The organism is Pseudomonas sp. JBR1, from assembly GCF_028198185.1.
Classification (GTDB): domain Bacteria; phylum Pseudomonadota; class Gammaproteobacteria; order Pseudomonadales; family Pseudomonadaceae; genus Chryseomonas; species Chryseomonas oryzihabitans_E.
Map to the genome: position 1 here is coordinate 3,853,758 of NZ_CP116340.1, position 25,226 is coordinate 3,878,983.

Sequence of the window (25,226 nt, forward strand, 5' to 3'; positions counted from 1 at the left end):
ACCCCGTAGGCAGAGGCTTTGCCGTCGCCGATCGTTTCGTCCCGTACAAGGCTTTCAGACCCCATGAATCGCGAGTCGCCCCTCGATCAGAAGCACTTCAGCAAGATCCTCAAACGCAATCTCTCGCTGCCTCTGAGCATCGGCGTCTTCAGCGCGATCTTTTTCATCGCCATCATCTATTACCTGCTGCGGGTCACCCAGTGGGTCGAGCACACCGACCGCGTCATCAGCGAGGCCAACGCCAACTTCCGGCTGGTGGTCGATCTGGAAACCGGGATGCGTGGCTACCTGCTGAGCGGCAACACCAGTTTCCTGCAGCCCTATGAGCGGGCCTTGCCCGAGGTCGAGCCACAGCTCGATGAGCTCAAGAATCAGGTCAGCGACAGCGCCGTGCAGATTCGCCGGCTGGAACGGATCGCGGCGGTGCACCGGGAGTGGCGCCAGTATGCGAGCCAGGTGATCGAAGCGCGGCGGCTGGGTGGCGACTTCCAGACACCGCTGAGCGACGGCCAGGGCAAGAACCGCATCGACAGCATCCGCCGCGACTACACCGATTTCATCGCCTACGAAGAGCAGATGCGCGCCGAGCGCACCGAGACGGCCAGCCGCATGACGGTGGTGTTCGTCGCCGCCTTCCTGATCGTCAGCCTGCTGCTGTCGGGCATCATGGCTTTCTTTGGTCGCCGCGAACTCATGCGGCTCTCCGCCACCTATACCGGCCTGCTCGACCAGCAGGCCGAGCACACCGAGAATCTGGAGCGGCAGAGCTGGTTCCGCTCGGGCCAGAATCAGCTGTCGGAGGCCGTCATTGGCCAGGCGGCGCTGGCGCCCTTGGGGCAGAGCATCCTGCAATTCCTGGCGCGCTATCTGGGCGCCGCCGCTGGCGCTCTTTATGTCCGCCTCGATGACGGCAGCCTGGAGCGGGTGGCCGACTATGCCCTGGATGACGAGGGGCGTCGCCGTCGCCAGCGGCTGGCACCGGGCGAAGGCCTGGCGGGCCAGGCCGTACTGGAAGGGCGCGCGGTGGCGCTGGACCAGCTGCCCGCCGACTACCTCAAGGTCAATTCGGCCCTGGGCGAGCGCCAGGCCAGCGCCGCGCTCATCGTGCCCATCGAGAACGACGGTCGGGTGAATGGCGTGCTCGAACTGGGCTTCCTGCGCGCCCTGCAGCCACAGGACAAGGAGTTGCTGACGCTGATCGCCGACTCCATCGGCTCCTCCGTGGAGGCGGCCCGTTATCGCCAACGCCTGCAGCAGGTGCTGGCGGAAACCCAGCAGCTCAACGAAGAACTGCAGGTGCAGCAGGAAGAACTGCGCACGGCCAACGAAGAGCTGGAGGAACAGTCCCAGGCGCTCAAGGAATCCCAGGTTCATCTGGAGCAGCAGCAGGCCGAGCTGGAGCAGACCAACGAGCAGCTGTCCGAGCAGGCCCAGGAACTGCTGCAACAGCGCGATGTGCTGGATGACCGCAACAATCGCCTGAACGAGGCCCAGCAATTGCTGGAGGACCGTGCGCGCGAGCTGGAGCGGGCCAGTCAGTACAAGTCCGAATTCCTGGCGAACATGTCCCACGAGCTGCGCACACCGCTGAACAGCTCGCTGATCCTGTCCAAGTTGCTGGCGGACAACCCGGCCGGCAACCTGAGCGGCGAGCAGGTGCGCTACGCCGAGTCCATCTATTCGGCGGGCAACGATCTGCTCACCCTGATCAACGACATTCTCGACATCTCCAAGGTCGAGGCCGGCATGCTGGAGATCCGCCCGGAGCAGATGTCCGTGCGCCGCCTGGTGGAAGCCCTGAAGACCGCCTTCGAGCCGGTGGCCCAGAACAAGGGCGTGGGCTTTGAAGTTGAGCTGGACGCGCAGATGCCAACGTCCTTCTTCAGTGATCGGCAACGGGTCGAGCAGATCCTCAAGAACCTCCTGTCCAACGCCTTCAAGTTCACCGAACACGGCCAGGTCACCCTGCGCCTGTCCCTGGAGGATGGCCAGCCCAGCTTCGCCGTCAGGGATACCGGCATCGGTATCGCCGCCGAGCAGCAGGAGCTGATCTTCGAAGCCTTCCGCCAGGCAGACGGCGCCATCACCCGTCGCTATGGCGGTACCGGGCTCGGGCTGTCGATCTCCCGCGATCTGGCGCTGTTGCTGGGCGGTACCCTGAGCGTCACCAGCCAGCCGGGCGAGGGTAGTACCTTCACCCTGCGTCTGCCGCTGGAATACCAGGAAGCCGCTGCGCCCACTCTGCCAGTGACGCCGGTGAGCGCGCCTGCCGTGGCTACCACTCCGGTGTCCGCGCCCATGCCCCTGGCGACCCTGGCCGCTACCCCGCGTCCATCCGCACCGGCGCCGGTCACCGAGGCGGCGGCACCCGTGGGTGCGGCCTTCGCCGACGACCGAGACAACTGGCCCTATCCGGATCGCCGGGTACTGGTGATCGAGGACGAAGTGCCCTTCGCCCAGATCCTCTTCGATCTCGCCCATGAGCTGAAGTACAGCTGCCTGGTCGCCCATCGTGCCGAGGAAGGCTTCGCCATCGCCCTGGAATACCGCCCCGACGCCATCCTGCTGGACATGGGGCTGCCGGATCATTCCGGCCTCACGGTGCTGGAGCGGCTCAAGGAAAATCCGCTGACCCGCCACATCCCGGTGCACGTGGTCTCGGCCTCGGACCGCGTCGAGACCGCCATGCACATGGGCGCGGTCGGCTATGCCATCAAGCCCACCACCCGTGACGAGCTCCGCGAAGCCTTCACCCGCCTGGAGTCCAAGTTCGCCGCTGGCATCAAGCGCGTGCTGCTGGTGGAGGACGACGCCCTGCAGCGCGACAGCATCGCCAAGCTGATCGGCGACGTGGACGTGGAGATCACCGCGGTGGAGATGGGCAGTCAGGCCCTGGAACTGCTGCGCGACGAGGTCTACGACTGCATGGTCATCGACCTCAAGCTGCCCGACATGGAAGGCGGCGAGCTGCTCGAACGCATGGCCAGCGAAGACATCTGCTCCTTCCCGCCGGTCATCGTCTACACCGGTCGCAGCCTGTCGCGTGACGAAGAAGCCACGCTGCTCAAGTATTCGCGCTCCATCATCATCAAGGGTGCCCGCTCGCCGGAGCGGCTGCTCGACGAGGTGACCCTGTTCCTGCACAAGATCGAGGCCGACATGCCGCTCGATCGCCAGCGCATGCTGGAAAGCGCCCGCAGCCGCGAGAAGGCCTTCGACGGCCGCACCCTGCTGCTGGTGGACGACGACGTACGTAACATCTTCGCCCTCACCAGCGCCCTGGAGCAGAAGGGTGCCAAGGTGGAGATCGCCCGCAACGGCCTGGAAGCCCTGGAAAAGCTCGACAACAGCGACACCATCGACCTGGTGCTGATGGACATCATGATGCCGATGATGGACGGGTACGAAGCCATGCGCGAGATCCGCAAGCGACCGCACATGAAGAAGCTGCCGATCATCGCCATCACCGCCAAGGCGATGAAGGACGACCAGGAGCGCTGCCTCGCCGCGGGTGCCAGCGACTACCTGGCCAAGCCCATCGACCTGGATCGGCTGTTCTCGCTGATCCGCGTCTGGATGCCCTCGCTGGAGCGCCTGTAAGTCATGAGCGAACGGCTGCAGGACATCGAGCTGAGGTTGCTGCTGGAAGGCGTCTTCCTGAGATACAGCCACGATTTCCGCAATTATTCCAAGGCCTCGCTCAAGCGCCGGGTGCTGCAGGCGCTGACACGCTTCGACTGCCCGAGCATCTCGGCGCTGCAGGAGCGGGTGCTGCGCGATCCGGCGTTGTTCGCCGAGCTGCTGCAATTCATCACCATCCCGGTGAGCGAGATGTTTCGCGATCCGGGCTACTTCCTCGCCCTGCGCCAACAGGTCGTGCCGGTGCTGCGCACCTATCCCTCGCTCAAGGTGTGGATCGCCGGTTGCAGCACCGGTGAGGAAGTCTTCTCGATGGCCATCCTGTTCCAGGAAGAGGGGCTGCTCGACCGTACCCTGTTCTATGCCACCGACATCAATCCGCGCTCCATGGAGAAGGCCCGCCAGGGCATCTTTCCCCTGGAGCGGATGCGTGCCTATACCGCCAGCTATCAGAAAGCGGGCGGCACCCGGGCCTTCTCCGACTACTACACCGCGGCCTACGACGGCGCCCTGTTCGACAAGTCGCTGATCGCCAACGTGACCTTCGCCGACCACAGCCTGGCCACCGACAGCGTCTTTTCCGAGACCCAGCTGGTGTCCTGCCGCAACGTCCTTATCTACTTCAACAAGAATCTGCAGAACCGGGCGCTCGGCCTGTTCCACGAGTCCCTGAGTCACCGCGGCTTTCTCGGCCTGGGCAGCAAGGAGTCGCTGGACTTCTCCGCCTATGCCAGCCACTTCGAGCCGGTGGTGAAGCAGGAACGCCTGTTCCGCAGGCTCTAGCATGTTCCCACCCGTGAAGCCGTTGCGCCTCATCGTCATCGGAGCCTCTGCCGGCGGGCTGCAGGTGCTGCTGCGTCTGCTCTCGACGCTGCCAGCCAGCTTCCGCCTGCCGCTGGCCGTGGTTCTGCACCTGCCGGACGACCGCAATTCGCGCCTGGCCGAGCTGTTCCAGGCGCGGCTCGCCCTGCAGGTGCGTGAAGCCGAGGACAAGGACGCTATACTGCCGGGCACTCTGTATTTCGCGCCGCCGGGTTATCACCTGCTGGTGGAAGACGACTTCACCCTGTCGCTTTCGCGCGACGAGCCGGTGCAGTTTTCCCGGCCGTCCATCGATGTGCTGTTTGAAAGCGCGGCCGATGCCCTGGGTGAACAGGTTTGCGGCATCCTGCTCACCGGTGCCAACCATGACGGGGCCAGTGGTTTGCACGCCCTGGCTCAGAACGGCGCGGTGACCGTCGTCCAGTCGCCACAATCGGCCGAGGTGCCGACCATGCCCGAGGCGGCGTTGAAGAGATTCCACCCGGATTTCGTGCTGGATGTGCCGGGCATCCATCTATTGCTCATCGAGCTGGAACGCGATCATGGCTGAAGTACCCGTCGAGCAGGCGAAGATCCTGCTCGTAGACGACCTGCCGGAGAATCTCCTGGCACTGGAAGCCTTGCTGCGTAGCGAGGCGCTGGAGATTTTCCAGGCCACCTCCGCCGAAGCGGCGCTGGAGCTCCTGCTGATGCACGAATTCGCCCTGGCGATCCTCGATGTGCAGATGCCCGGCATGAACGGCTTCGAGCTGGCGGAAATGATGCGCGGCCTGGAAAAGACCCGGCATATCCCCATCGTCTTCGTCAGCGCCGCCGGTCGCGATCTCAACTATGCCTTCAAGGGCTACGAAAGCGGTGCGGTGGACTTCCTGCACAAGCCCCTCGATGTCCATGCGGTCAAGAGCAAGACCCGGGTTTTCGTCGACCTCTACTGGCACCGCAAGCGCCTGGCCGAGCAGCTGGTGGCCCTGGAGCAGAGCCGTCAGGAGCAGGAGATCCTGCTGGCCGAGCTGCGCCAGACCCAGGTGGAGCTGCAGCAGGCGGTGCGTACCCGGGACGACTTCATGTCCATGGTATCCCACGAACTCAAGACGCCGCTCAACACCCTGATGCTCGAAGCCCAGCTGCGCCGCATGTACCTGGACAAGGGCAAGCTGGAAGCCTTCACCCCCGACAAGCTGGCTGGCATGGCCGAGCGCGACGAGCGCCAGATCCAGCGCCTGGTGCACCTGATCGACGACATGCTCGACATCTCGCGCATCCGCACCGGCAAACTGTCCATCCGCCCCTCGCAGTGCGATCTCGCTGCCCTGGTGAACACCGTGGTGGACAGTTTCGCCTCGCAATTCGCCGCCGCCGGTTGTCCCGTGGAGCTGCACGCCGAAGGTCCGGCGCCCGGGTTCTGGGACGAATTCCGCATCGAGCAGGTGATCACCAATCTGCTGACCAACGCCATGAGATACGGCGCCGGTCGGCCCGTGGAAATCTCCCTGCGCAGCGACGGCGCCGAGGTGGAGCTGAGCGTCAAGGACCACGGCATCGGCATCCCGGTGGAACACCAGGCGCTGATCTTCCGCCAGTTCGAGCGCGCCAGCGGTACCGAGAACATCGCCGGCCTAGGGTTGGGGCTCTACATTGCCGACCAGATCGTCAAGGCGCACCGCGGCAGTCTGCACGTGGAAAGCATCGCCGGACAGGGCGCGACATTCAGGCTAAGGCTGCCCTGCCTGTCCGCTTAGGTAGCATTGACAGGACCCTGGGCGCTCGCGAGAATCGTGAAAAGAGGTGGGATGTCGTACCTCTTGCCAGATAACTCCATAAGAAGGCACCCAGTCATGTCCGAAGCCCGCTCATCCCATTTCCACCGTCTGTTGCTGACCGGCGCCGCCGGCGGTCTGGGCAAGGAGCTGCGTCAGCGGCTCAAGCCCCACGCCGAGATCCTGCGCCTGTCCGATATCGCCCCGATGGATGCCGCCCAGGGGCCGGCGGAAGAGGTGGTGACCTGCGACCTGGCGGACAAGGCTGGCGTTCATGCCCTGGTGGAAGGCGTCGATGCCATCCTGCACTTCGGTGGCATCTCCACCGAGCATGCCTTCGAGCCCATCCTCGAAGCCAACATCCGCGGCACCTTCAACCTCTATGAGGCTGCGCGACGCCACGGGGTGAAGCGCATCATCTTCGCCAGCTCCAACCATGTCATCGGCTTCTATCGCCAGGATCAGCGCATCGACGCCAGCGTGCCCCAGCGTCCGGACAGCTACTACGGCCTGTCCAAGGCCTTTGGCGAAGACCTGGCGACCTTCTATTTCGACCGCTATGGCATCGAGACGGTGAGCATCCGCATCGGCTCCTCCTTCCCCGAGGCGCAGAATCGCCGCATGCTCGCTACCTGGCTGAGCTACGAAGACCTGACCGACCTCATCCTGCGCAGCCTGACCACCCCCGATGTCGGCCACACCATCGTCTATGGCGCCTCCGACAACCGCGACAGCTGGTGGGACAACCGCCTGGCCGCGCACCTGGGCTTCCAGCCCAAGGACAGCTCCGAGCAATTCCGCGCCAAGGTCGAGGCCCAGCCCATGCCGGCGGCGGACGATCCGTCGAGGGTCTACCAGGGTGGTGCCTTCGTCGCCACCGGTCCCTTCGACGACTGAGGAGGGCCGCCATGACTGCCGAATTGCTCGTCGATGCCCGCAACTCCACTGGGGAGTGCCCGGTCTGGCACGTTGCCGAACAGGCGCTCTACTGGGTCGATATCCCGGCCAAACGGCTGCATCGCTGGACCCCGGCGGGTGCGCTGGACAGCTGGAGCGCACCGGAAATGCTCGCCTGCATCGCCGCGCGCGAGGGCGGCGGCTGGCTCGCCGGCCTAGAAAGCGGTCTCTTCACCCTGCAGACCCAAGCCACCGGTCAATTGACCGGCGAACGCCTGGTCGCCCTCGATCATGCCCAGTCGGCCATGAGATGCAACGATGGTCGCTGCGATCGCCAGGGCCGTTTCCTGGTGGGCACCATGGTGCAGGACATGGCCCAGGGCGCGACTGCGGGGCGCCTCTACAGCCACACGGCAGGTGAGGGCGCCAGGTTGCTGCTGGACGACCTCATCGTCCCCAACGGCCTGGCCCTGAGTCCCGATGGCCGCACCCTCTACCTGTCCGACTCCCATCCCAGCCGCCAGCTGATCTGGGCCTTCGACTACGATCCCGATACGGGAACCCCCAGCAACCGGCGACTGTTCGTCGACATGAATGCCCATCCCGGCCGGCCCGATGGCGCCGCGGTGGATGTGGACGGCTGCTACTGGATCTGCGGCAACGACGCCGGTCTGATCCACCGCTTCACCCCCGATGGCCGCCTGGATCGCTCCCTGGCTGTGCCGGTCAAGAAGCCCGCCATGTGCGCCTTCGGTGGGCGCAACCTGGACACCCTGTTCGTCACCTCCATCCGCCCAGGCGGGGATCTCGCCGACCAGCCACTGGCCGGCGGGCTGTTCGCCCTGGATCCCGGGGTGCAGGGATTGCCCGAGCCCGCCTTCGCGGGCTGAGCGGCAGTCGAGCTCAGCTGCAGCAGGACTCCTGGCGGAGGGGTCCTGGCTCGCCCTCTGACCAACGCCTGGTAATCCCAGGACACCGGTTGTCATGCTTTTGTCATGAGTAGCGGCAAGAGGCGAGCCCGGGCGGCTTATAATCACGCTCTACCTGCCGTAAAGCGCCGCCATGACCCCCTCACCCGCACTCCGCCCCACCGCCCGTTACTACGGCCTGGAATGGCTGAGATTCCTCATGGCGCTGTATATGGTCGTCTACCACCTGGGCGGGCTCTATAGCGATCTGCCGGACGCCTTCCGCCGCCTGGCCGGCATGGGCTTCTTCGCCACCAGCACCTTCTTTCTGCTCTCCGGCTTTCTGCTGGCCCACGTCAGCCTGGATCGCCAGGGCGCGCTCAAGGGCAGCTCGCGCGGCTTCGTGCTGCGCCGACTGTGCAACCTCTATCCCATCCATTTGCTCACTCTGCTGGTGGCGCTAGGCCTGTCCTACTGGCTGTCCCAGGACTCCTGGCTGGAGCACGGGGTGCCGGTCTACTACAACCAGCATCCTTATCTGCAGCTGGAGGAGGGCAGCGAGCTGGACGAAATGCTGCCGCTGACCTGGCTGGCCGCTACCACCCATGTGCTCCTGCAACTGCTTCTGCTGCAATCCTGGGAACCGCGCTTTCTCTGGCTCAACGGCGCCGCCTGGTCGATCTCGGCACTGCTGTTCTTCTACCTGCTGTTCCCGCTGCTGGGCCCGCGACTGATGCGCCTGCGCCGCTGGGCCCTGGCTGCCGCCGTGCTCTGGGGGCTCTATCTGCTCGGCCCGTTGGTGGCCACCTGGGCCCAGGCCTTCGATACCGTCACCGTGGGCGTCATCCATCGCAATCCGCTGATCCGCCTGCCGGAATTCCTGCTTGGCATCCTGCTCTATCGCGCCGTGCAGGAGCCCTGGGTGGCCGAGACGACCCAGCGCCTGCGCGTACCTCTGCTGCTGTTTGGCCTCACCGGCCTGTGGCTGGGCGCCCTGCTGCTGGAAGGCGATGGCCGCCGCTGGTTCTACCTGGTCCACAACGGCCTGCTCACGCCCTTCCAGGCCGCCGTGCTGCTGGCCTGCGCCACCTTCGGCGAGCCCGGCCGCGCCGGTGTGCGCCGCCTGGCCCAGCGCCTCGGCGAGGCCTCACTGTGCATCTTCGCCGTCCACACCCCGCTGATCGGCGTGCTCGAACCCTGGACCCGCACCCTGCTGGGCTGGATGCACCTGGCCGGCGACAGCCTCGAAGACCTGGCAGAAGACGTCGGCGAGGTGCTGGCGCTGCCCATCCCCATCCCCGGTTGGATGCTGCCGCTGCACCTGGTGCTCATCGTCCTGCTCGGCCTGGCCATGCAGCGCTGGGTAGCCGGCCCGCTAAGGCGCTGGCTGCAGGCACGCTTGCCCAACTCTTAAGAAGGCCTTAAGCCAGCCCGACTAGCCTCGCCGCAGGAAACCGCAGCGGAGCTGAGCCTTGTCCAGCGAATACGAAGTCCACGGCCCCCACGACCACGAAGTGGAACACGCCGCTCACGGCGCCCATCGCCGCGACAGCCTCACCGGCCGCATCGCCGTCACCACCGCCATCCTCGCGACGCTAGGCGCGCTCTGTGCCTATCAGGGCGGCAACGCCGAGAGCCTGGCGCTCTACTACAAGAACGAAGAAGCCATCGCCAAGACCGAAGCCGCCAACCAATGGGGCTACTACCAGGCCAAGGGCGAAAAGCAGAACCTCGCCGACTTGGGCGCCGCGCTCACTACCAACCCCGAGACCGCACAACGCTTCACCCAGGACAGCCAACGCTATGCCCAGCAAAAGGCCGAGATCCGCACCAAGGCCGAAGCCCTGGAAGCCAAGGTCGACGCCAACGAAGCCCTGAGCGAAATCCAACTCCACCGCCACCACCGCTGGGCCCAGGCGACCATGCTGATGCAGGTCGCCATCTCTCTGGCCGCCATCACCCTGCTGACCCGGCGGCGCTGGCTGCAGGCGGCGGTCTATGGGGTGGCGGGGGGAGGGGTAGTGGTTGGGATGTTGGCGCTGTTGCATGTGTAAGCGCCAGAAGCGTGAAAAGCGATTTGCAGGCACAAAAAAGCCGCGCAACGCGCGGCTCCTGGAAGCTGGTGGGCCCACACGGACTCGAACCGTGGACCAAAGGATTATGAGTCCTCTGCTCTAACCAACTGAGCTATAGGCCCTATAGCGCGGTGGAGTATACCGGGGGTGGGCAGGATCGCCAAACCCTTGTCGGGCATAAAAAAACCGGAGCCTGGGCTCCGGTTTCTGGTGCAGCGCTGGCGCCTTACTCGTCGAGGAAGGAGCGCAGGTGTTCGCTGCGGGAAGGGTGGCGCAGCTTGCGCAGGGCCTTGGCTTCGATCTGGCGGATACGCTCGCGGGTGACGTCGAACTGCTTGCCCACTTCCTCAAGGGTGTGGTCGGTGTTCATGTCGATGCCGAAACGCATGCGCAGGACCTTGGCTTCACGGGCGGTGAGGCCGGAGAGCACGTCGCGGGTGGCTTCCTTGAGGCTTTCGCTGGTGGCCACTTCGATCGGGGACTGCATGGTGCTGTCCTCGATGAAATCGCCCAGGTGCGAATCCTCATCGTCGCCGATGGGCGTCTCCATGGAGATCGGCTCCTTGGCGATCTTGAGCACCTTGCGGATCTTGTCCTCGGGCATCTCCATGCGCTCGCCCAGCTCTTCCGGGGTCGGCTCGCGACCCATCTCCTGCAGCATCTGGCGGGAGATCCGGTTCAGCTTGTTGATCGTCTCGATCATGTGCACCGGAATCCGGATGGTGCGCGCCTGGTCGGCGATGGAGCGGGTGATGGCCTGGCGAATCCACCAGGTGGCATAGGTGGAGAACTTGTAGCCACGGCGGTATTCGAACTTGTCCACCGCCTTCATCAGGCCAATATTGCCTTCCTGGATCAGATCGAGGAATTGCAGACCGCGGTTGGTGTACTTCTTGGCGATGGAGATCACCAGACGCAGGTTGGCCTCGACCATTTCCTTCTTGGCGCGGCGGGCCTTGGCCTCGCCAATGGACATGGCGCGGTTGATGTCCTTGATCTGCGAGACTTTCAGCTCGTAGTTACGCTCAAGTTCAGCCAGCTGGGCCTGCTTGGCCTGGATGTCGGCCTGGAAGCGCTCGAGACCTTCGGCGTACTTGGGCTTGCCCTTGAGCAGGCCAGCGGTCCACTCGGTGTTGGTCTCGTTGCCGGGGAAGTGGCGCAGGAAGTCGGCACGCGGCATACGGGCATCGCGTACGGCCAGCTGCATGATGGCGCGCTCGAGGCCACGGACGCGTTCCAGGGACTCGCGCACGCGGATCACAAGGGCTTCGTACTGCTTGGGCACCAACTTGATCGGCGAGAACAGCAGGGCCAGGGCGACGAATTCTTCCACGGCGTGGTCGTTATCGCGGCCGTGCTTCTTCAGCACCTTCTTGGTCTTTTCCAGCTGCTCGGCGACCGCGCCGAAACGCAGGCGAGCCTCTTCCGGATCCGGACCGCCGTCGCCTTCTTCCTCGTCGGCGTCGTCGCTTTCTTCCTCTTCGTCCTTCTCGTCGTCCACGGCCTTGGCATCGGTGGCCTTGTTCGGGACGGGCAGCTCATTGCTCTCGTTCGGCAGGGTACCGTCGTCGGGATCGATGTAGCCGGCGAGGACGTCGGACAGGCGACCGCCTTCGGTGGTGACGCGGGTGTATTCGCTGAGGATGTAGTCGACGGTACCCGGGAACTGGGCGATGGCGCCCATGACTTCGCGGATGCCTTCCTCGATGCGCTTGGCGATCTCGATCTCGCCTTCGCGGGTCAGGAGCTCCACGGTGCCCATTTCACGCATGTACATGCGCACCGGGTCGGTGGTGCGGCCGACATCGCTCTCCACTGCGGCCAGGGCGGCAGCGGCTTCTTCGGCGGCGGCTTCGTCGGTATCCGTCTCGGCCAGCAGCAGGGCATCGGCGTCCGGCGCGGTTTCGAATACGTTGATCCCCATGTCATTGATCATGCGGATGATGTCTTCCACCTGTTCCGGATCTGAAATATCCTCCGGTAGGTGGTCATTGACCTCCGCGTAAGTCAGGTAACCCTGCTCACGACCGCGGGCGATCAATTCTTTCAGACGGGATTGCTGTTGCGCTTTTCCGGACATAGGTACCCTTCCACTGAAGGCTTAGGCGGGCAAAAATAGCTGAACATTATAGCCGGTTAGACGGTGGTCGTGCCAGTTAGGTCACGGACCCCGCCGGACGGCTGAGGAGTTCGCGTAGGCGGTCCTTGTCTTCGGAGCTCAGCTCGCTCTGTCGCGCCTTGCGTAGGAGTTGCTCCAGCGAGCGATCACGCTGGCTGGCGGCTAACCTCGTTATGGTGTCGAAAAACTGTTGTTCAAGGTTGTCGCCGGCAATCAGCCATTCTTTTTCCGCCAGGGCGCGCAGCAGTCGACCCTGTTCGGTGCCGTGCCAGCGCGCGATGAGCGCCAGGGTGCTCTGCCCCGGTTTCTTCTGCAGGGCCTCGACCAGGGCGACCAGCAGCTGGGCGTACTGATCGCTTTCCTCGGCCAGGTTGCGGGCGTCCTGTACCGCTTGGGCCAGGGTCGGGTGGTGCAGCAGGCTGCGCAGCGCGGCCAGTACCGGCGTCTCCACCTTGACCGGAGGCTGACGTGGAATGCGCTCGCCGCCACCCTTGTTGTTGAAATCCTTTTTCCAGCCCTTGCCATCGCGCCCGCCCTTACCGTCGCGGCGTGGCGTCCACTGCTGCTGTGCGGGGGCTTCTTCGGCATGGGCATAGGCGTAGTCGCCATAGTCCATGGGAGGAGCGTCCTGCGGCGGCGCGGCGGGTGTCAGCTGGCTCAACGCCTCGTTGCCCAGGCCAGTGAGTTCGCTCAGGCGCTGGCGCATCAGCAGCCGCAGGTTGTTGCCAGGGATCTTCTCGATCAGCGGCGCCGCCAAGGTGGCCAGGTGTGCCTTGCCCTCCAGGGTGGCCGGATCCGCCTCGATCATCAGTTGCTGGAAGAAGTACTCGGCCAGCGGCTGGGCCTGCTGGACGAAGCGCGCCTGGAAGGCATCCGCGCCTTCGGCACGGACCAGGGTATCCGGGTCTTCGCCTTCGGGCAGGAACAGGAAGCGCACCCGGAAGCCGTCCTTGAGCACCGGTAGCGCCGATTCCAGGGCGCGCCAGGCGGCGCTACGGCCGGCCTGGTCGCCGTCGAAGCAGAACAGGATGCTCGGCACGATGCGGAACAGACGCTTGATGTGCTCTTCGCTGGTGGCGGTGCCCAGGGTGGCCACGGCATTGCGGATGCCTTGCTGGGCCAGGGCGATGACGTCCATGTAGCCTTCCACGACTAGGATCTCGTCCAGGTCACGGTTGTGCTTGCGCGCCTCGAACAGGCCGTAGAGTTCCTGGCCCTTGTGGAACACCGGGGTCTCCGGCGAGTTGAGATACTTGGGCTTGTCGTCGCCTAGCACGCGGCCGCCAAAGGCGATGACTCGGCCACGGCTGTCGCGGATGGGGAAGATCACCCGGTCGCGAAAGCGGTCGTAGCGCTTGCCGCTCTCAGCGTTTTCCACCAGCAGGCCGGCATCGAGCATGGCCTTCTGCTGCAGGTCATCGCCGCCCAGGTGCTTGCCCAGGTTGTCCCAGCCGGGCGGGGCGAAGCCCAGGCCGAAGTCGCGGGCGATCTCGCCGGTGAGGCCACGCTTCTTCAGGTAGTCCACCGCCGCCTGGCGCTTGGGATGGTTGCGCAGCGCCAGGCGATAGAACTCGGCGGCTGCGGCCAGCAAGGGGTAGAGCGGGGAATCCGTGGGTTGTCGCGGCTTGCGCCGACCGCCGCTCTCTTCGCGCGGTACTTCCACGCCGGCGCGCTTGGCCAGCTCCTCGACCGCCTCGGGAAATTCGAGGTTGTCGTGGTCCATGATGAAGCCCAGGGCATTGCCGCCCGCGCCGCAGCCAAAGCAGTAGTAGAACTGCTTGTCAGGGCTGACGCTGAAAGAGGGCGTCTTCTCATTATGGAAGGGGCAACAGGCCATCCAGTTCTTGCCGGCCTTCTTGAGCTTCACCCGCGCGCCCACCACCTCGACGATGTCGGTGCGATTGAGCAGGTCGTCGATGAAGCCTTGCGGGATGAGTCCGGCCATGGTCAGCGTCTGGATAGAAGGGCGAAGAGCGGAGGGTGGAGCGAGGAGGGCAGTCTAGTGCGGTGCCTCAGAAGTTATCTACACAATTTTGGCGGCGCTTTTTCGTCCTGGACGGCGTTGCTACTCCTCGCCATAGCCCTGCTATGACTCGTCGCAGCGCCTTGCCCAGGCCAAAAAATCACTCGCCAAATCTTGCGCGAACTTCTGAGGCACCGCACTGCGCCAGAGGACGCCAGGGCGAAACGGGAAGGCCAGAAACAAACAACCCGACCAGAGGTCGGGTTGTCTTATGACGCCAGAAGAGCTCTGTAACTCAGTACAGGCGCTCGCGACGGCGCTGCTCGCGCTGTACTTTCTTGGCGTGACGCTTGACCGCGGCGGCAGCTTTACGCTTGCGCTCAGCGGTGGGCTTTTCGTAGAACTCGCGGCTACGAACTTCGGCCAGTACACCGGCCTTCTCGCAGGAACGCTTGAAACGACGCAGCGCTACGTCGAAGGGTTCGTTTTCTTTGACTTTGACGTTGGGCATCCAGGTCGTACCTTCAAATTTACCGAGGTTTAATCCAACGCTAGCGGCAAAAGGGCACGGGAAGCGTCGGTTTTTAAGGGTTGCGGATAGTAACTCTTCAACTGCCTTGCTGCCAAGCCCCGGCGGACGAAAAGCGCTGGCCGGTGCTGGAAGCGGCGCTTATCATGCGCAGCCTGACATCTTATACCCTCGAAGGCTTATCTCCATGCGTGTTCTGGGACTGGAAACGTCCTGCGATGAAACCGGCGTCGCCCTCTACGACAGCGAGCGCGGCCTGCTGGCCGATGCGCTGTTCAGCCAGATCGATCTGCACCGCGTCTACGGTGGCGTGGTGCCGGAGCTCGCTTCGCGCGACCACGTCAAGCGCATGCTGCCGCTGATCCGCGAAGTGCTGGACGAGGCGGGCAGCCGCCCTGAAGACGTGGACGCCATCGCCTATACCGCCGGCCCCGGTCTGGTCGGCGCCCTGCTGGTGGGCGCGGCCTGCGCCCAGGCATTGGCGCTGGCCTGGGGCGTGCCCGCCTTGGGCGTCCACCATATGGAAGGTCATCTGCTGGCGCCCATGCTCGAAGAGCAGCCGCCGCAGTTTCCCTTCGTCGCCCTGCTGGTCTCCGGTGGCCACACCCAGCTGGTACAGGTGGATGGCATCGGTCGCTATACGGTGCTGGGCGAGTCCCTGGACGACGCCGCCGGCGAGGCCTTCGACAAGACCGCCAAGCTGTTGGGCCTGAGCTATCCGGGCGGACCGGAAATCGCGCGCCTGGCCGAGCGTGGCGTTCCAGGCCGCTTCGTCTTCCCGCGACCGATGACCGATCGGCCGGGGCTGGAATTCAGCTTCAGTGGTCTCAAGACGTTCACCCTCACCACCTGGCAGCGTTGCAAGGCCGCCGGTGACGATGGCGAGCAGACCCGCTGCGACGTCGCCCTGGCCTTCCAGACGGCGGTGGTCGAGACCCTGACGATCAAGTGCAAGAGAGCGCTGAAGCAGGCCGGTCTGAAGTCACTGGTGATCGCCGGTGGCGTCAGTGCCAACCAGGCGCTGCGCCAGACGCTGGAGCAGATGCTTGGCGAGCTGGGTGGTCACGTCTTCTATGCCCGGCCGCGCTTCTGCACCGACAACGGCGCCATGATCGCCTATGCCGGTTGCCAGCGGTTGCTGGCCGGCCAGCACGAGGGCCCGGCCATTGCCGTCAAGGCGCGTTGGCCCATGGAACAACTGGCGGCGCTCTGAGACGGGCGGAAGGCGTCGCCGGGTAATCCCCGTGCGGCGCCAGGGTCAAAAATGACGCTCGGTCCCCTGACGCAGGGCGCGCAGATTGTGTCTATGGCGAATCAGGATGAGCAGCGCGAGCAGCAGCATCGGCGCCAACAGGTCCGGGCGCTGCCAGGCGAACAGCGGCAGGATGCCGAGCAGCGCCACCAGCGACGCCAGGGAGGCAATCCGGAGCGTGGCGAACACCGTGGCCCAAAGGGCGAGACCCAGCAGGGCAGCGGGTGGATAGACCCCCAGCAGCAGACCGGCGGCCGTGGCGACGCCCTTGCCGCCTCTGAAGTGAAAGTACAACGGATAGAGATGACCGACCACGGCAGCCAGGCCAATCCAGGCCTGCTGCAGCGGCGAGAGTCCCAGCTGCTGAGCGATGAGCACGGGAATCAGGCTCTTGCTCAGGTCGCCGGCCAGGGTCAGCAGCGCCAGCTTGCGTCCGGCCAGACGCAGCATGTTGCTGGCGCCGGGATTGCCGGAGCCGTCGTGACGCGGGTCGCGAGTGCCGAACAGGCGACTGAGCAGCACGGCGAAGGAGAGCGAGCCCAGCAGGTAGGCCAGCAGGAGCAGCAGCCAGAACATGGTAGGGTTCCGCGCCAGGAGAAGGCTCGATTCTACCGACAGCCCGCCGCCCGACGATAGGCCGGCGGCGACGATCAAACAGAGCACGGCAAAGGTGCGAGGCAAAGGCAGTGGACAAGGTTTTCATCGAGGGGCTCGAGGTCGACACCGTAATAGGGGTGTACGACTGGGAGCGTGACATCCGCCAGTGCCTGCGCATCGATCTCACCATGGGTTGGGACATTCGCGCGGCGGCCAAGAACGACGAACTCGAGCACACCCTGAATTACGCGGCGGTGGCCGAGCGCATCACCACCTTCGCCCACGAGACCGCCTTCGAACTGGTCGAGACCTTTGCCGAGCGCCTGGCCGCCTTACTGCAGGCGGAATTCAAGTTGCCCTGGCTGCGCCTGCGCATCACCAAGCCCGGCGCGGTGCCGACCGCCCGCGGCGTGGGTGTGGAGATCGAGCGGGGGCAGGCGTGACCCGGGTCTATCTGGGGCTGGGCAGCAACATCCAGCGCGAGCGGCACCTGGGCATGGCCCTGGACGAACTCGCGACGCTGCTGACCGATATGCAGTGCTCGCCGGTGTTCGAAAGCGAGGCGGTAGGTATCCGCAGCGCGCCTTTCTTCAATCTGGTGGTCGCAGGTGATACAGCGCTCGATCCCATGGCCCTGAGTCAGAGACTCAAGGCCATCGAAACCCGCAGTGGCCGCTATGCGCCGGATCGCCAGGGCTTGCCGCTGGACATCGACATCTTGCTGCATGGCGACCTGACCGGCGAGTTCGAGGGCCTGACGCTGCCGCGCGCCGAGATCCTGCGCAATGCCTTCGTGCTCTGGCCGCTGGCCTTGCTGGTGGGCGAGCGGCGGCATCCGGACAATGGCCGTAGCTTCAACGAGCTGTGGCAGGAAATGCGTGCCCAGACCAACCAGGTGTTGCGGCCGGTGTCTTTCAGTTGGAAGGGGCTGGAGTTGACGCCCGACGCGTTGCTGAGCGCCGATCGGGTATAGCGCAGCGGTCGTTGGGCTTCGCTGCGCTCAGCGCCAACCTACGGGTCGGGTAGGTTGGGTTGAGACAGCTCCATCGTCGAAGCCCAACGGTGCTCCGTGGTTGGGGTGTTGGGCTTCGCTGTGCTCAACCCAACCTACGAAAGCTGGGCCAGGGCGTCGATGCGGGCCTGTTTGAGCGCCTCGCCCAGAGCCGCGCCCTTGAAGCCCTGGGCGACCAGGGGTTGGACCTCGACTCCACGCAACACCTCGGCCGCTTGACGCAGCAAGGCCAGCGGTGGCTCGCCCTCGTCGGTCCTGACCGTCGCCGCACAGGTGCAGGCCTGGAGGAATTCTTCGAAGCGCGCCGGACGCCGCAGCACATCGAACCCTTGCAGCAGCTCGAACCAGGCTTCCGGTGTCAGCTGCCGAGCCTGCAGGGCCGTGGGCCAGTGGCGAGCCAGCAACAGTGCCAGTTCGGCGGGTTCGCGCGGGACCTTGAGGCGGGCGCTGATCGCAGCGTGCTGCTCTTCGGGTACGTCCAATAGCAGACAGGCCCAGCGTACATTCAGCGACGCCTGTACCTCTGCCGTCTGGCGCAGGGTGGCATAGAGCCGGGCACCCGGTTCAGGCCGATCGGCTGCGAAACGCGCTACGACCTCTGGCAAGAGCACGGCCAGGGCACCGCAATCGTGCAGCACCCGAATGAAGACATCGGGGCGCTCTTCGAGCAGGGCGCGGGAGATTTCCTTCCACAGCCGTTCGGCGGTCAGGGCATCCAGCTCGCCGCTGGCGACCATCTCCTGCATCAGCAGCAGCGTCTCGGGCGCCACCTGAAACCCCAGGGTGCAATAGCGGGCGGCGAAGCGGGCCACGCGCAGCACACGCAGGGGGTCTTCGGCGAAGGCCGGGGAGACGTGGCGCAACAGGCGCGCCTGGAGATCGGCGCGCCCGCCATAGGGGTCTATGACATGCCCTTCGTCATCCTCGGCCATGGCGTTGACGGTAAGGTCGCGGCGGATCAGATCCTGTTCGAGGGTGACGTCGGGTGCGGCGTGAAAGGTGAAGCCGCCATAGCCGCGCCCGCTCTTGCGTTCGGTACGGGCCAGGGCGTACTCCTCACCCGTCTCGGGATGCAGGAAGACCGGAAAGTCGGCCCCTACCGGGCGAAAGCCCTGGGCGGCCAGGGCCTCGGCGGTGGCACCCACCACGACCCAGTCCACTTCGGTGACCGGTCGGCCGAGCAGGCGATCGCGTACAGCGCCGCCTACCTTGTAGATTTGCATAGAAAAAGACCTCCTTGCGGAGGCCTAGGATAGCGTGAAAGACCGGGTCGGCTCAGATCGGCGAGGCCAGATCCAGACGGCGGTCCTGGTCGCGACTCTCATGGCGGGGTGGAACAAGGAAGCTCTGGGCGACGTCTTCGCCCCTCATGCTTTCCAGGCGGATGTCGAAACCCCAGAGCCGGTGCAGGTGCTTGAGCACCTCGTCCGTGGAATTGCCCAGCGGCTTGCGATCATGCTGGAAGTGGCGAAGGGTGAGCGAGCGATCGCCACGCCGGTCGACGTTCCAGATCTGCACATTGGGCTCGCGATTGCCCAGGTTGTACTGGGCGGCGAGCTGTTCGCGGATCAGGCGATAACCAGCGTCGTCGTGGATGGCCGCTACTTCCAGTTCGTCGCGCTGATCGTCATCGAGAATGCTGAACAGCTTGAGGTCGCGGATCACCTTGGGCGAAAGGTACTGCAGGATGAAGCTCTCGTCCTTGAAGCTCTTCATGGCGAAGGTGACGGTGGCCAGCCAGTCGCTGCCGGCGATGTCGGGGAACCAGCGGCGGTCTTCTTCCGTAGGGTCCTCGCAGATGCGGCGGATGTCGCGGAACATGGCGAAGCCCAGGGTGTAGGGGTTGATGCCGCTGTAGTAGGGGCTGTCGAAGCCCGGCTGGTAGATCACCCCGGCGTGGGATTGCAGGAATTCGAACATGAAGCCTTCGGTCACCAGGCCCTCGTCGTAGAGATCGTTGAGCAGGGTGTAGTGCCAGAAGGTAGCCCAGCCCTCGTTCATCACCTGGGTTTGGCGCTGGGGATAGAAGTACTGGGCGATCTTGCGCACGATGCGGATCACCTCGCGCTGCCAGGGCTCCAACAGCGGGGCATGCTTTTCCAGGAAATAGAGGATGTTTTCCTGGGGTTCGGCGGGAAAGCGCGCGCCCTCGTCATGCAGCTCCTTGCCGGCCATCTTGGGAATGGTCCGCCAGAGATCGTTGACCTGGCGTTGCAGCTGCTCTTCGCGTTCCTTCTGCCGCTGGCGTTCCTCGGCGGCGGAGATCGGATAGGGCCGCTTGTAGCGATCCACCCCGTAGTTCATCAGGGCATGGCAGGAATCCAGCAGCTCTTCCACGGCATCGATGCCATGGCGTTCCTCGCACTGGGTGATGTACTGCTTGGCGAACACCAGGTAGTCGATGATGGAGCTGGCATCGGTCCAGGTGCGGAACAGGTAGTTGCCCTTGAAGAAGCTGTTGTGGCCATAGCAGGCGTGGGCGATCACCAGCGCCTGCATGGTCATGGTGTTCTCTTCCATGAGGTAGGCGATGCAGGGATCGGAGTTGATCACGATCTCGTAGGCCAGGCCCATCTGGCCGCGGCTGTAGTGCTTCTCGGTATGCAGGAAGTGCTTGCCGTAGGACCAGTGGTTGTAGCCGATGGGCATGCCGATGGAAGCATAGGCATCCATCATCTGCTCGGCGGTGATCACCTCGATCTGGTTGGGGTAGGTGTCCAACGCATAGCGCTTGGCGATCCGGGCGATCTCCCGGTCGTAGGTCTGGATCAGTTCGAAGGTCCATTCCGAACCGGTGGAGATGGGCTCACGCTTCATGACACGAGTCTCCGCTGGAACAGTTCGCGGAACACGGGATAGATATCCCCCGCCGAGACGATCTGCTGCTGCGAGAAGGAATCCGGGAACGCACCGCGAACGTTCTCGTACTCGTACCACAGCGCCTGGTGTTCGCGCGGGGTGATCTCCACGTAGGTGTAGTACTGCATGAAGGGCAGGATCTGCTTGGTCAGGATCTCCCGGCAGATGGGCGAGTCGTCATTCCAGTTATCGCCGTCGGATGCTTGGGCAGCATAGAGATTCCACTCGTTGACCGGGTAGCGCTCGGCCATGACTTCCTGCATGAGCTTGAGGGCGCTAGAGACGATGGTGCCGCCGGTTTCGCGGGAGTAGAAGAACTCTTCCTCGTCCACTTCCTTGGCGCTGGTGTGGTGGCGGATGAACACCACCTCGATGCGCTCGTAATTCCGCTTGAGAAACAGGTAGAGCAGGATGTAGAAGCGCTTGGCGATGTCCTTGGTGGCCTGTGTCATGGAGCCGGAGACGTCCATCAGGCAGAACATCACCGCCTTGGAGCTGGGGCTGGGCTGCTTGGAAAGCAGGTTGTACTTGAGGTCGAAGGTGTCTAGGAAGGGCACCTTGTCGATGCGCGCGCGCAGTCGCTCGATCTCGACCTCCAGCGCCTGGATGTCGCCCAGGTTGTCGGGTTCCTCCACGCGCAGCCGCGCCAGTTCCGCCTTGGCTTCGCGCAGCTTGTTGCGGCTGCCGCCGGAGAGGGCGATGCGCCGGGCATGGGAGGCGCGCAGGGTGCGGATGATGTTGATGCGGGCCGGATTGCCTTCGTTGCTGATGCCGGCGCGTACCGTCTTGAAGGTGTCGGTGCCGGTCAGTTGCTTCTTGACCAGATTGGGCAGCTCCAGGTCTTCGAACATGAAGTCGAGGAACTCGTCCTGGGTGATCTGGAAGGCGAATTCGTCCATGCCTTCGCCGCTGTTGCTGGCCTTGCCCTGGCCCTGACCACCACCACCGCCCTGGGGGCGCGGGATGCGTTCGCCGCTGACGAATTCTTTGTTGCCCGGATGGACGATGGTCTGGCGTCCGCCCTTGCCCTGATAAAGGGCGGGCTCGTCAATATCGCGAGCAGGAATGCTGATCTGCTCGCCGTGTTCCATGTCGGTGATGGAGCGCCGGCTCACGGCTTCCTCGACCGCCTTCTTGATGTGCTCACGGTAACGCCGCAGGAAACGCGTGCGGTTCACCGTGCTCTTGTTCTTGCCGTTTAGACGCCGGTCGATGACATAACTCATACAGGCCCTCCGGGCTATTGCAGGACGCCACGACGACGCGGCTGGCGCGTCGTCGCGGGTTCAGCCTCAGGCTGCCTTACTGCGACTTGCGTACCCGTGAATACCACTCGGACAGCAGTCGCACCTGCTTCTCGGTGTACCCACGCTCTACCATGCGGGTCACGAAGTCGCTGTGCTTCTGCTGGTCTTCCTTGCTGGCCTTGGCATTGAAGCTGATGACCGGCAGGAGCTCCTCGGTGTTGGAGAACATCTTCTTCTCGATCACCGCCCGCAGCTTCTCGTACGACAGCCAGCTCGGATTCTTGCCGTTATTGTTGGCCCGGGCGCGCAACACGAAGTTGACGATCTCGTTACGGAAATCCTTCGGATTGCTGATGCCGGCCGGCTTCTCGATCTTCTCCAACTCCTCGTTGAGGGAGGCGCGATTGAGGATCTCGCCGGTTTCCGGGTCGCGGTATTCCTGGTCCTGGATCCAGAAGTCCGCATAGAGCACGTAGCGGTCGAAGATGTTCTGGCCGTACTCGCTGTAGGACTCGAGATAGGCGGTCTGGATCTCCTTGCCGATGAACTCCACGTAGCGCGGCGCCAGGTATTCCTTGATGAATCTCATGTAGCGTTCGCGGGTCTCGGCCGGGAACTGCTCGGCTTCGATCTGCTGCTCCAGCACGTAGAGCAGGTGCACCGGGTTGGCGGCGATCTCGTTGGCGTCGAAGTTAAACACTCGCGAGAGGATCTTGAAGGCGAAGCGCGTGGACAGGCCGTTCATGCCTTCGTCGACGCCCGCGCTGTCGCGGTATTCCTGGATCGACTTGGCCTTGGGATCGGTGTCCTTGAGGTTTTCGCCGTCGTAGACGCGCATCTTCGAATAGATGTTGGAATTTTCCGGCTCCTTGAGACGCGAGAGCACGGAGAACTGGGCCAGCATCTTGAGGGTGTCCGGCGCGCAGTGGGCGTTGGCCAGGGAGCTGTTGACCAGCAACTTGTCGTAGATATGGATCTCGTCGGAGACGCGCAGGCAGTAGGGCACCTTGACGATGTAGATCCGGTCGATGAAGGCTTCGTTGTTCTTGTTGTTGCGGAAGGTGTGCCACTCGGATTCGTTGGAGTGGGCCAGGATGATGCCGCTGTAGGGCAGGGCGCCGAGGCCCTCGGTGCTGTTGTAGTTGCCTTCCTGGGTCGCGGTCAGCAGCGGGTGCAGGACCTTGATCGGGGCCTTGAACATCTCCACGAATTCCATCATGCCCTGGTTGGCACGGCACAGGGCGCCGGAATAGCTGTAGGCGTCCGCATCGTTCTGCGGGTATTCCTCCAGTTTGCGGATGTCCACCTTGCCCACCAGGGCGGAGATGTCCTGGTTGTTCTCGTCGCCCGGTTCGGTCTTGGCGATGGCGATCTGATTGAGGATGGAAGGGTAGAGCTTGACCACCCGGAACTTGCTGATGTCGCCGCCGAATTCCTGCAGGCGCTTGGCCGCCCAGGGCGACATGATGCTGCGCAGGTAATGGCGGGGGATGCCGTAGTCCTCTTCGAGGATCTGGCCGTCCTCGTCGGGGTTGAACAGCCCCAGGGGCGATTCGAACACCGGCGAGCCCTTGATGGCGTAGAAGGGGACCTTCTCGATCAGGTGCTTGAGTTTTTCTGCGAGGGACGACTTGCCGCCGCCCACCGGGCCAAGCAGATAAAGGATCTGCTTCTTCTCTTCCAGACCCTGCGCCGCATGGCGGAAGTAGGACACGATCTGCTCGATGCAGTCTTCCATGCCATGGAAGTCGGCAAAGGCCGGGTAGCGGCGGATGACCTTGTTGGAAAAGATGCGTGATAGGCGTGAGTCACTGGTGGTGTCCACCAGTTCGGGTTCGCCGATGGCCATGAGCATGCGCTCGGCGGCACTGGCAAAGGCGGTACGATCCTTCTTGCAGATCTCAAGGTATTCCTGAAGGGAATACTCTTCCTGGCGAGTCGCTTCGAAACGCCCCTGGAAGTGACTGAAAATGCTCATGACGTCTCCTCGCTGGATACCCTGGACCAGCTTGGAATCGATGCCTGGAGCCTTGCCTTGCTGCCGGTGGGGAGCGGTCATGCCGGGCGACGAAAGATAACGTCTCTAATACCTTCGCGGTCGTCTTGCCTAATCGATCCTTCACGCCTGCAGAAGTAGGGTTGGGTTTCGAGAGACGCACGAGGAGACCGATGGAAACGGTCCCCCTGGAATTCCCCCGAATCTCCAGTGGTTACACCGATGGTCCAAAGCCGGTTATCGAGCCCGCCGTTTCCGGAGGGCCTGATTCCAGAATAGTCCTATCTGCGAGATGTGGAAGAGTCAATTCGGTTTATTCTTGTAACGACAGCGTCAACCCGCTGTGTTAAACGGCTTGCCCGCTTTCGGTCTGCTCGGGATAGAGGGTGCGCCAGTTTTCGAAGCCGCCGTCGACGCTGTAGACCTGGCTGAAGCCTTGGCCGGCAAAGAAGGCCGCCGCGCTTTGGCTGGAATGGCCGTGGTAGCAGAACACCAGCAGCGGCGCGTCCAGATCCGCGGCGGCGATGAAGTCGTGGATGTTCTGGTTGTCGACCCGCTGGGCACCGGCGACGTGCAGGGTGGCGTAGCTGTGCGGATCGCGGATGTCGACGATCCGGGCGCCCTCACTGCGCAGTTCCAAGGCCCGTTCGGGGGAGATACAGGTGAATTCGCTCATTTCTTCTCCTTGCAACTGCAGAGATGACGGCGGTTGCCGTCGACGTCGAGTAGAGTCATGTCGCCGCCCCAGACGCAGCCGCTGTCGAGCGCCTCGACATTGGGCGCAGCGCATTGCCCCTTGAGCGCGGCCCAATGGCCGAACAGAATCCACACGTCTCGAGTCAAGCGATGGCCATGGCTGAACCAGGGGGCGAAGCCGGCCGGCGCACTGTCCAGGCCTTCCTTGCTCTTGAACTCCAGACGCCCTTCCGGGCTGCAGAATCTCATACGCGTCAGGTAATTGGTGATCAGGCGAAGGCGGTCCTGGCCCTCGAGATCATCTTGCCAGAGCGTCGGCTCATTGCCATACATCTGTTCCAGAAAGGGTACGTACGCCGCTTCATCGCGCAACACGGCCTCTACCTCGCCGGCCAGGCTCAGCGCCTGGGCCAGCGTCCACTGTGGCGGCAGGCCGGCGTGGACGAGTACGCAATTGCGCTCGGCGTCGTGCTGGATCAGCGGCAGCTGGCGCAGCCAGAACAATAGTTCATCGCGGTCGGGCGCGGCGAGGATGTCGCTCAGGGTGTCCTGCTTCTTCAGCTTGGCGCCGCCGAAGGCGACCGCCAGCAGGTGTAGGTCGTGATTGCCCAGGACACTGATTACCGAGTCGCGCATGGCGTAAAGGTATCTCAGGGTTTCCAGGGATTGCGGTCCGCGATTGACCAGGTCACCCACCAGCCAGAGGCGGTCCTTGGCGGGATCGAAGCGGACCTCGTCGAGCAGACACTTGAGCGGGTCGAGGCAACCTTGCAGGTCGCCAACGGCGTACAGCGTCATCGGGACTCCTGGTGTGGGGGTTAGAAGTTCGCGCAAGAGTTGGCGAGTGATTTTCTGGTC

General features: G+C 64.0%; 21 protein-coding genes and 1 tRNA gene. 11 read left to right on the forward strand and 11 right to left on the reverse strand.

The annotated features are described in order from the left end of the window. The first annotated feature begins 63 nt into the window (after positions 1–63). The 8 genes from PJ259_RS17890 to PJ259_RS17925 all read left to right on the forward strand — a co-directional run bounded on the left by PJ259_RS17890 (position 64) and on the right by PJ259_RS17925 (position 10,077). A complete protein-coding gene (locus tag PJ259_RS17890) occupies positions 64–3,600 on the forward strand; it encodes a response regulator (RefSeq protein ID WP_271653694.1) in 3,537 nt (1,178 codons plus the stop codon). Positions 3,601–3,603: 3 nt separating this feature from the next. Next, positions 3,604–4,422, forward strand: coding sequence for a CheR family methyltransferase (locus tag PJ259_RS17895; RefSeq protein WP_059313290.1), 819 nt, complete (start codon positions 3,604–3,606; stop codon positions 4,420–4,422). Position 4,423: 1 nt separating this feature from the next. Continuing rightward, the gene (locus tag PJ259_RS17900; RefSeq protein ID WP_271653695.1) at positions 4,424–5,011 is read left to right on the forward strand and encodes a chemotaxis protein CheB; all 588 of its coding nucleotides are present in this window, start codon (positions 4,424–4,426) and stop codon (positions 5,009–5,011) included. Further along, the gene (locus PJ259_RS17905) at positions 5,004–6,200 is read left to right on the forward strand and encodes a hybrid sensor histidine kinase/response regulator (protein WP_059313292.1); all 1,197 of its coding nucleotides are present in this window, start codon (positions 5,004–5,006) and stop codon (positions 6,198–6,200) included. Before PJ259_RS17900 ends, PJ259_RS17905 begins: the two co-directional genes overlap by 8 nt. Positions 6,201–6,296: 96 nt before the next feature. Beyond that, positions 6,297–7,115, forward strand: coding sequence for an NAD-dependent epimerase/dehydratase family protein (locus tag PJ259_RS17910; RefSeq protein ID WP_059313293.1), 819 nt, complete (start codon positions 6,297–6,299; stop codon positions 7,113–7,115). A gap of 11 nt (positions 7,116–7,126) precedes the next feature. Continuing rightward, positions 7,127–8,005, forward strand: coding sequence for an SMP-30/gluconolactonase/LRE family protein (locus PJ259_RS17915; RefSeq protein ID WP_271653696.1), 879 nt, complete (start codon positions 7,127–7,129; stop codon positions 8,003–8,005). Between the two features lie 172 nt (positions 8,006–8,177). Beyond that, a complete protein-coding gene (locus tag PJ259_RS17920) occupies positions 8,178–9,437 on the forward strand; it encodes an acyltransferase family protein (RefSeq protein ID WP_174523121.1) in 1,260 nt (419 codons plus the stop codon). Positions 9,438–9,495: 58 nt separating this feature from the next. Further along, a complete protein-coding gene (locus tag PJ259_RS17925; protein WP_271653697.1) occupies positions 9,496–10,077 on the forward strand; it encodes a DUF4337 domain-containing protein in 582 nt (193 codons plus the stop codon). 66 nt (positions 10,078–10,143) lie between these two features. On the opposite strand, the gene PJ259_RS17930 is transcribed toward PJ259_RS17925, so the two are convergent. The 4 genes from PJ259_RS17930 to rpsU all read right to left on the reverse strand — a co-directional run bounded on the left by PJ259_RS17930 (position 10,144) and on the right by rpsU (position 14,691). After that, positions 10,144–10,220 (reverse strand) — tRNA-Ile (locus tag PJ259_RS17930). A 104-nt stretch (positions 10,221–10,324) separates the two neighbouring features. Further along, positions 10,325–12,178: an RNA polymerase sigma factor RpoD gene (gene rpoD, locus PJ259_RS17935; protein ID WP_059313297.1), complete on the reverse strand. Its 1,854-nt coding sequence runs from the start codon at positions 12,176–12,178 to the stop codon at positions 10,325–10,327. 76 nt (positions 12,179–12,254) lie between these two features. Then, on the reverse strand, positions 12,255–14,162 hold the full coding sequence (dnaG, locus tag PJ259_RS17940; protein WP_271653698.1) for a DNA primase: 1,908 nt from the start codon (positions 14,160–14,162) through the stop codon (positions 12,255–12,257). 313 nt (positions 14,163–14,475) lie between these two features. Further along, positions 14,476–14,691, reverse strand: coding sequence for a 30S ribosomal protein S21 (gene rpsU, locus PJ259_RS17945; RefSeq protein ID WP_007159750.1), 216 nt, complete (start codon positions 14,689–14,691; stop codon positions 14,476–14,478). Positions 14,692–14,896: 205 nt separating this feature from the next. Between rpsU and tsaD the strand changes: the two genes are divergently transcribed. Then, complete coding sequence (tsaD, locus tag PJ259_RS17950) at positions 14,897–15,922, forward strand: tRNA (adenosine(37)-N6)-threonylcarbamoyltransferase complex transferase subunit TsaD (RefSeq protein WP_271653699.1); 1,026 nt, start codon at positions 14,897–14,899, stop codon at positions 15,920–15,922. A 45-nt stretch (positions 15,923–15,967) separates the two neighbouring features. On the opposite strand, the gene plsY is transcribed toward tsaD, so the two are convergent. Continuing rightward, complete coding sequence (plsY, locus tag PJ259_RS17955; protein WP_059313300.1) at positions 15,968–16,537, reverse strand: glycerol-3-phosphate 1-O-acyltransferase PlsY; 570 nt, start codon at positions 16,535–16,537, stop codon at positions 15,968–15,970. A 110-nt stretch (positions 16,538–16,647) separates the two neighbouring features. On the opposite strand from plsY, the gene folB reads away from it, so the two are divergent. Further along, positions 16,648–17,001 carry a dihydroneopterin aldolase gene (gene folB / locus PJ259_RS17960; RefSeq protein ID WP_271653700.1) on the forward strand — a complete coding sequence of 118 codons (354 nt, stop codon included), beginning with the start codon at positions 16,648–16,650 and terminating at the stop codon, positions 16,999–17,001. Beyond that, complete coding sequence (gene folK, locus PJ259_RS17965; RefSeq protein WP_271653701.1) at positions 16,998–17,531, forward strand: 2-amino-4-hydroxy-6-hydroxymethyldihydropteridine diphosphokinase; 534 nt, start codon at positions 16,998–17,000, stop codon at positions 17,529–17,531. The genes folB and folK overlap by 4 nt, the downstream gene beginning before the upstream one ends. Before the next feature lie 134 nt (positions 17,532–17,665). On the opposite strand, the gene PJ259_RS17970 is transcribed toward folK, so the two are convergent. The 6 genes from PJ259_RS17970 to PJ259_RS17995 all read right to left on the reverse strand — a co-directional run bounded on the left by PJ259_RS17970 (position 17,666) and on the right by PJ259_RS17995 (position 25,166). Further along, the gene (locus PJ259_RS17970; protein ID WP_271653702.1) at positions 17,666–18,793 is read right to left on the reverse strand and encodes a multifunctional CCA addition/repair protein; all 1,128 of its coding nucleotides are present in this window, start codon (positions 18,791–18,793) and stop codon (positions 17,666–17,668) included. 52 nt (positions 18,794–18,845) lie between these two features. Beyond that, entirely contained in the window at positions 18,846–20,387 is a 1,542-nt protein-coding gene (locus PJ259_RS17975; protein ID WP_271653703.1) for a SpoVR family protein, read from the reverse strand. After that, positions 20,384–21,655: a YeaH/YhbH family protein gene (locus PJ259_RS17980; RefSeq protein WP_059313305.1), complete on the reverse strand. Its 1,272-nt coding sequence runs from the start codon at positions 21,653–21,655 to the stop codon at positions 20,384–20,386. The genes PJ259_RS17975 and PJ259_RS17980 overlap by 4 nt, the downstream gene beginning before the upstream one ends. 76 nt (positions 21,656–21,731) lie before the next feature. Continuing rightward, entirely contained in the window at positions 21,732–23,654 is a 1,923-nt protein-coding gene (locus tag PJ259_RS17985; protein WP_059313306.1) for a PrkA family serine protein kinase, read from the reverse strand. Positions 23,655–24,018: 364 nt separating this feature from the next. Continuing rightward, complete coding sequence (gene glpE / locus PJ259_RS17990) at positions 24,019–24,348, reverse strand: thiosulfate sulfurtransferase GlpE (RefSeq protein ID WP_271653704.1); 330 nt, start codon at positions 24,346–24,348, stop codon at positions 24,019–24,021. Then, positions 24,345–25,166, reverse strand: a complete 822-nt coding sequence (locus tag PJ259_RS17995; protein WP_271653705.1) for a symmetrical bis(5'-nucleosyl)-tetraphosphatase — start codon at positions 25,164–25,166, stop codon at positions 24,345–24,347. Before PJ259_RS17995 ends, glpE begins: the two co-directional genes overlap by 4 nt. Positions 25,167–25,226: the final 60 nt, after the last annotated feature.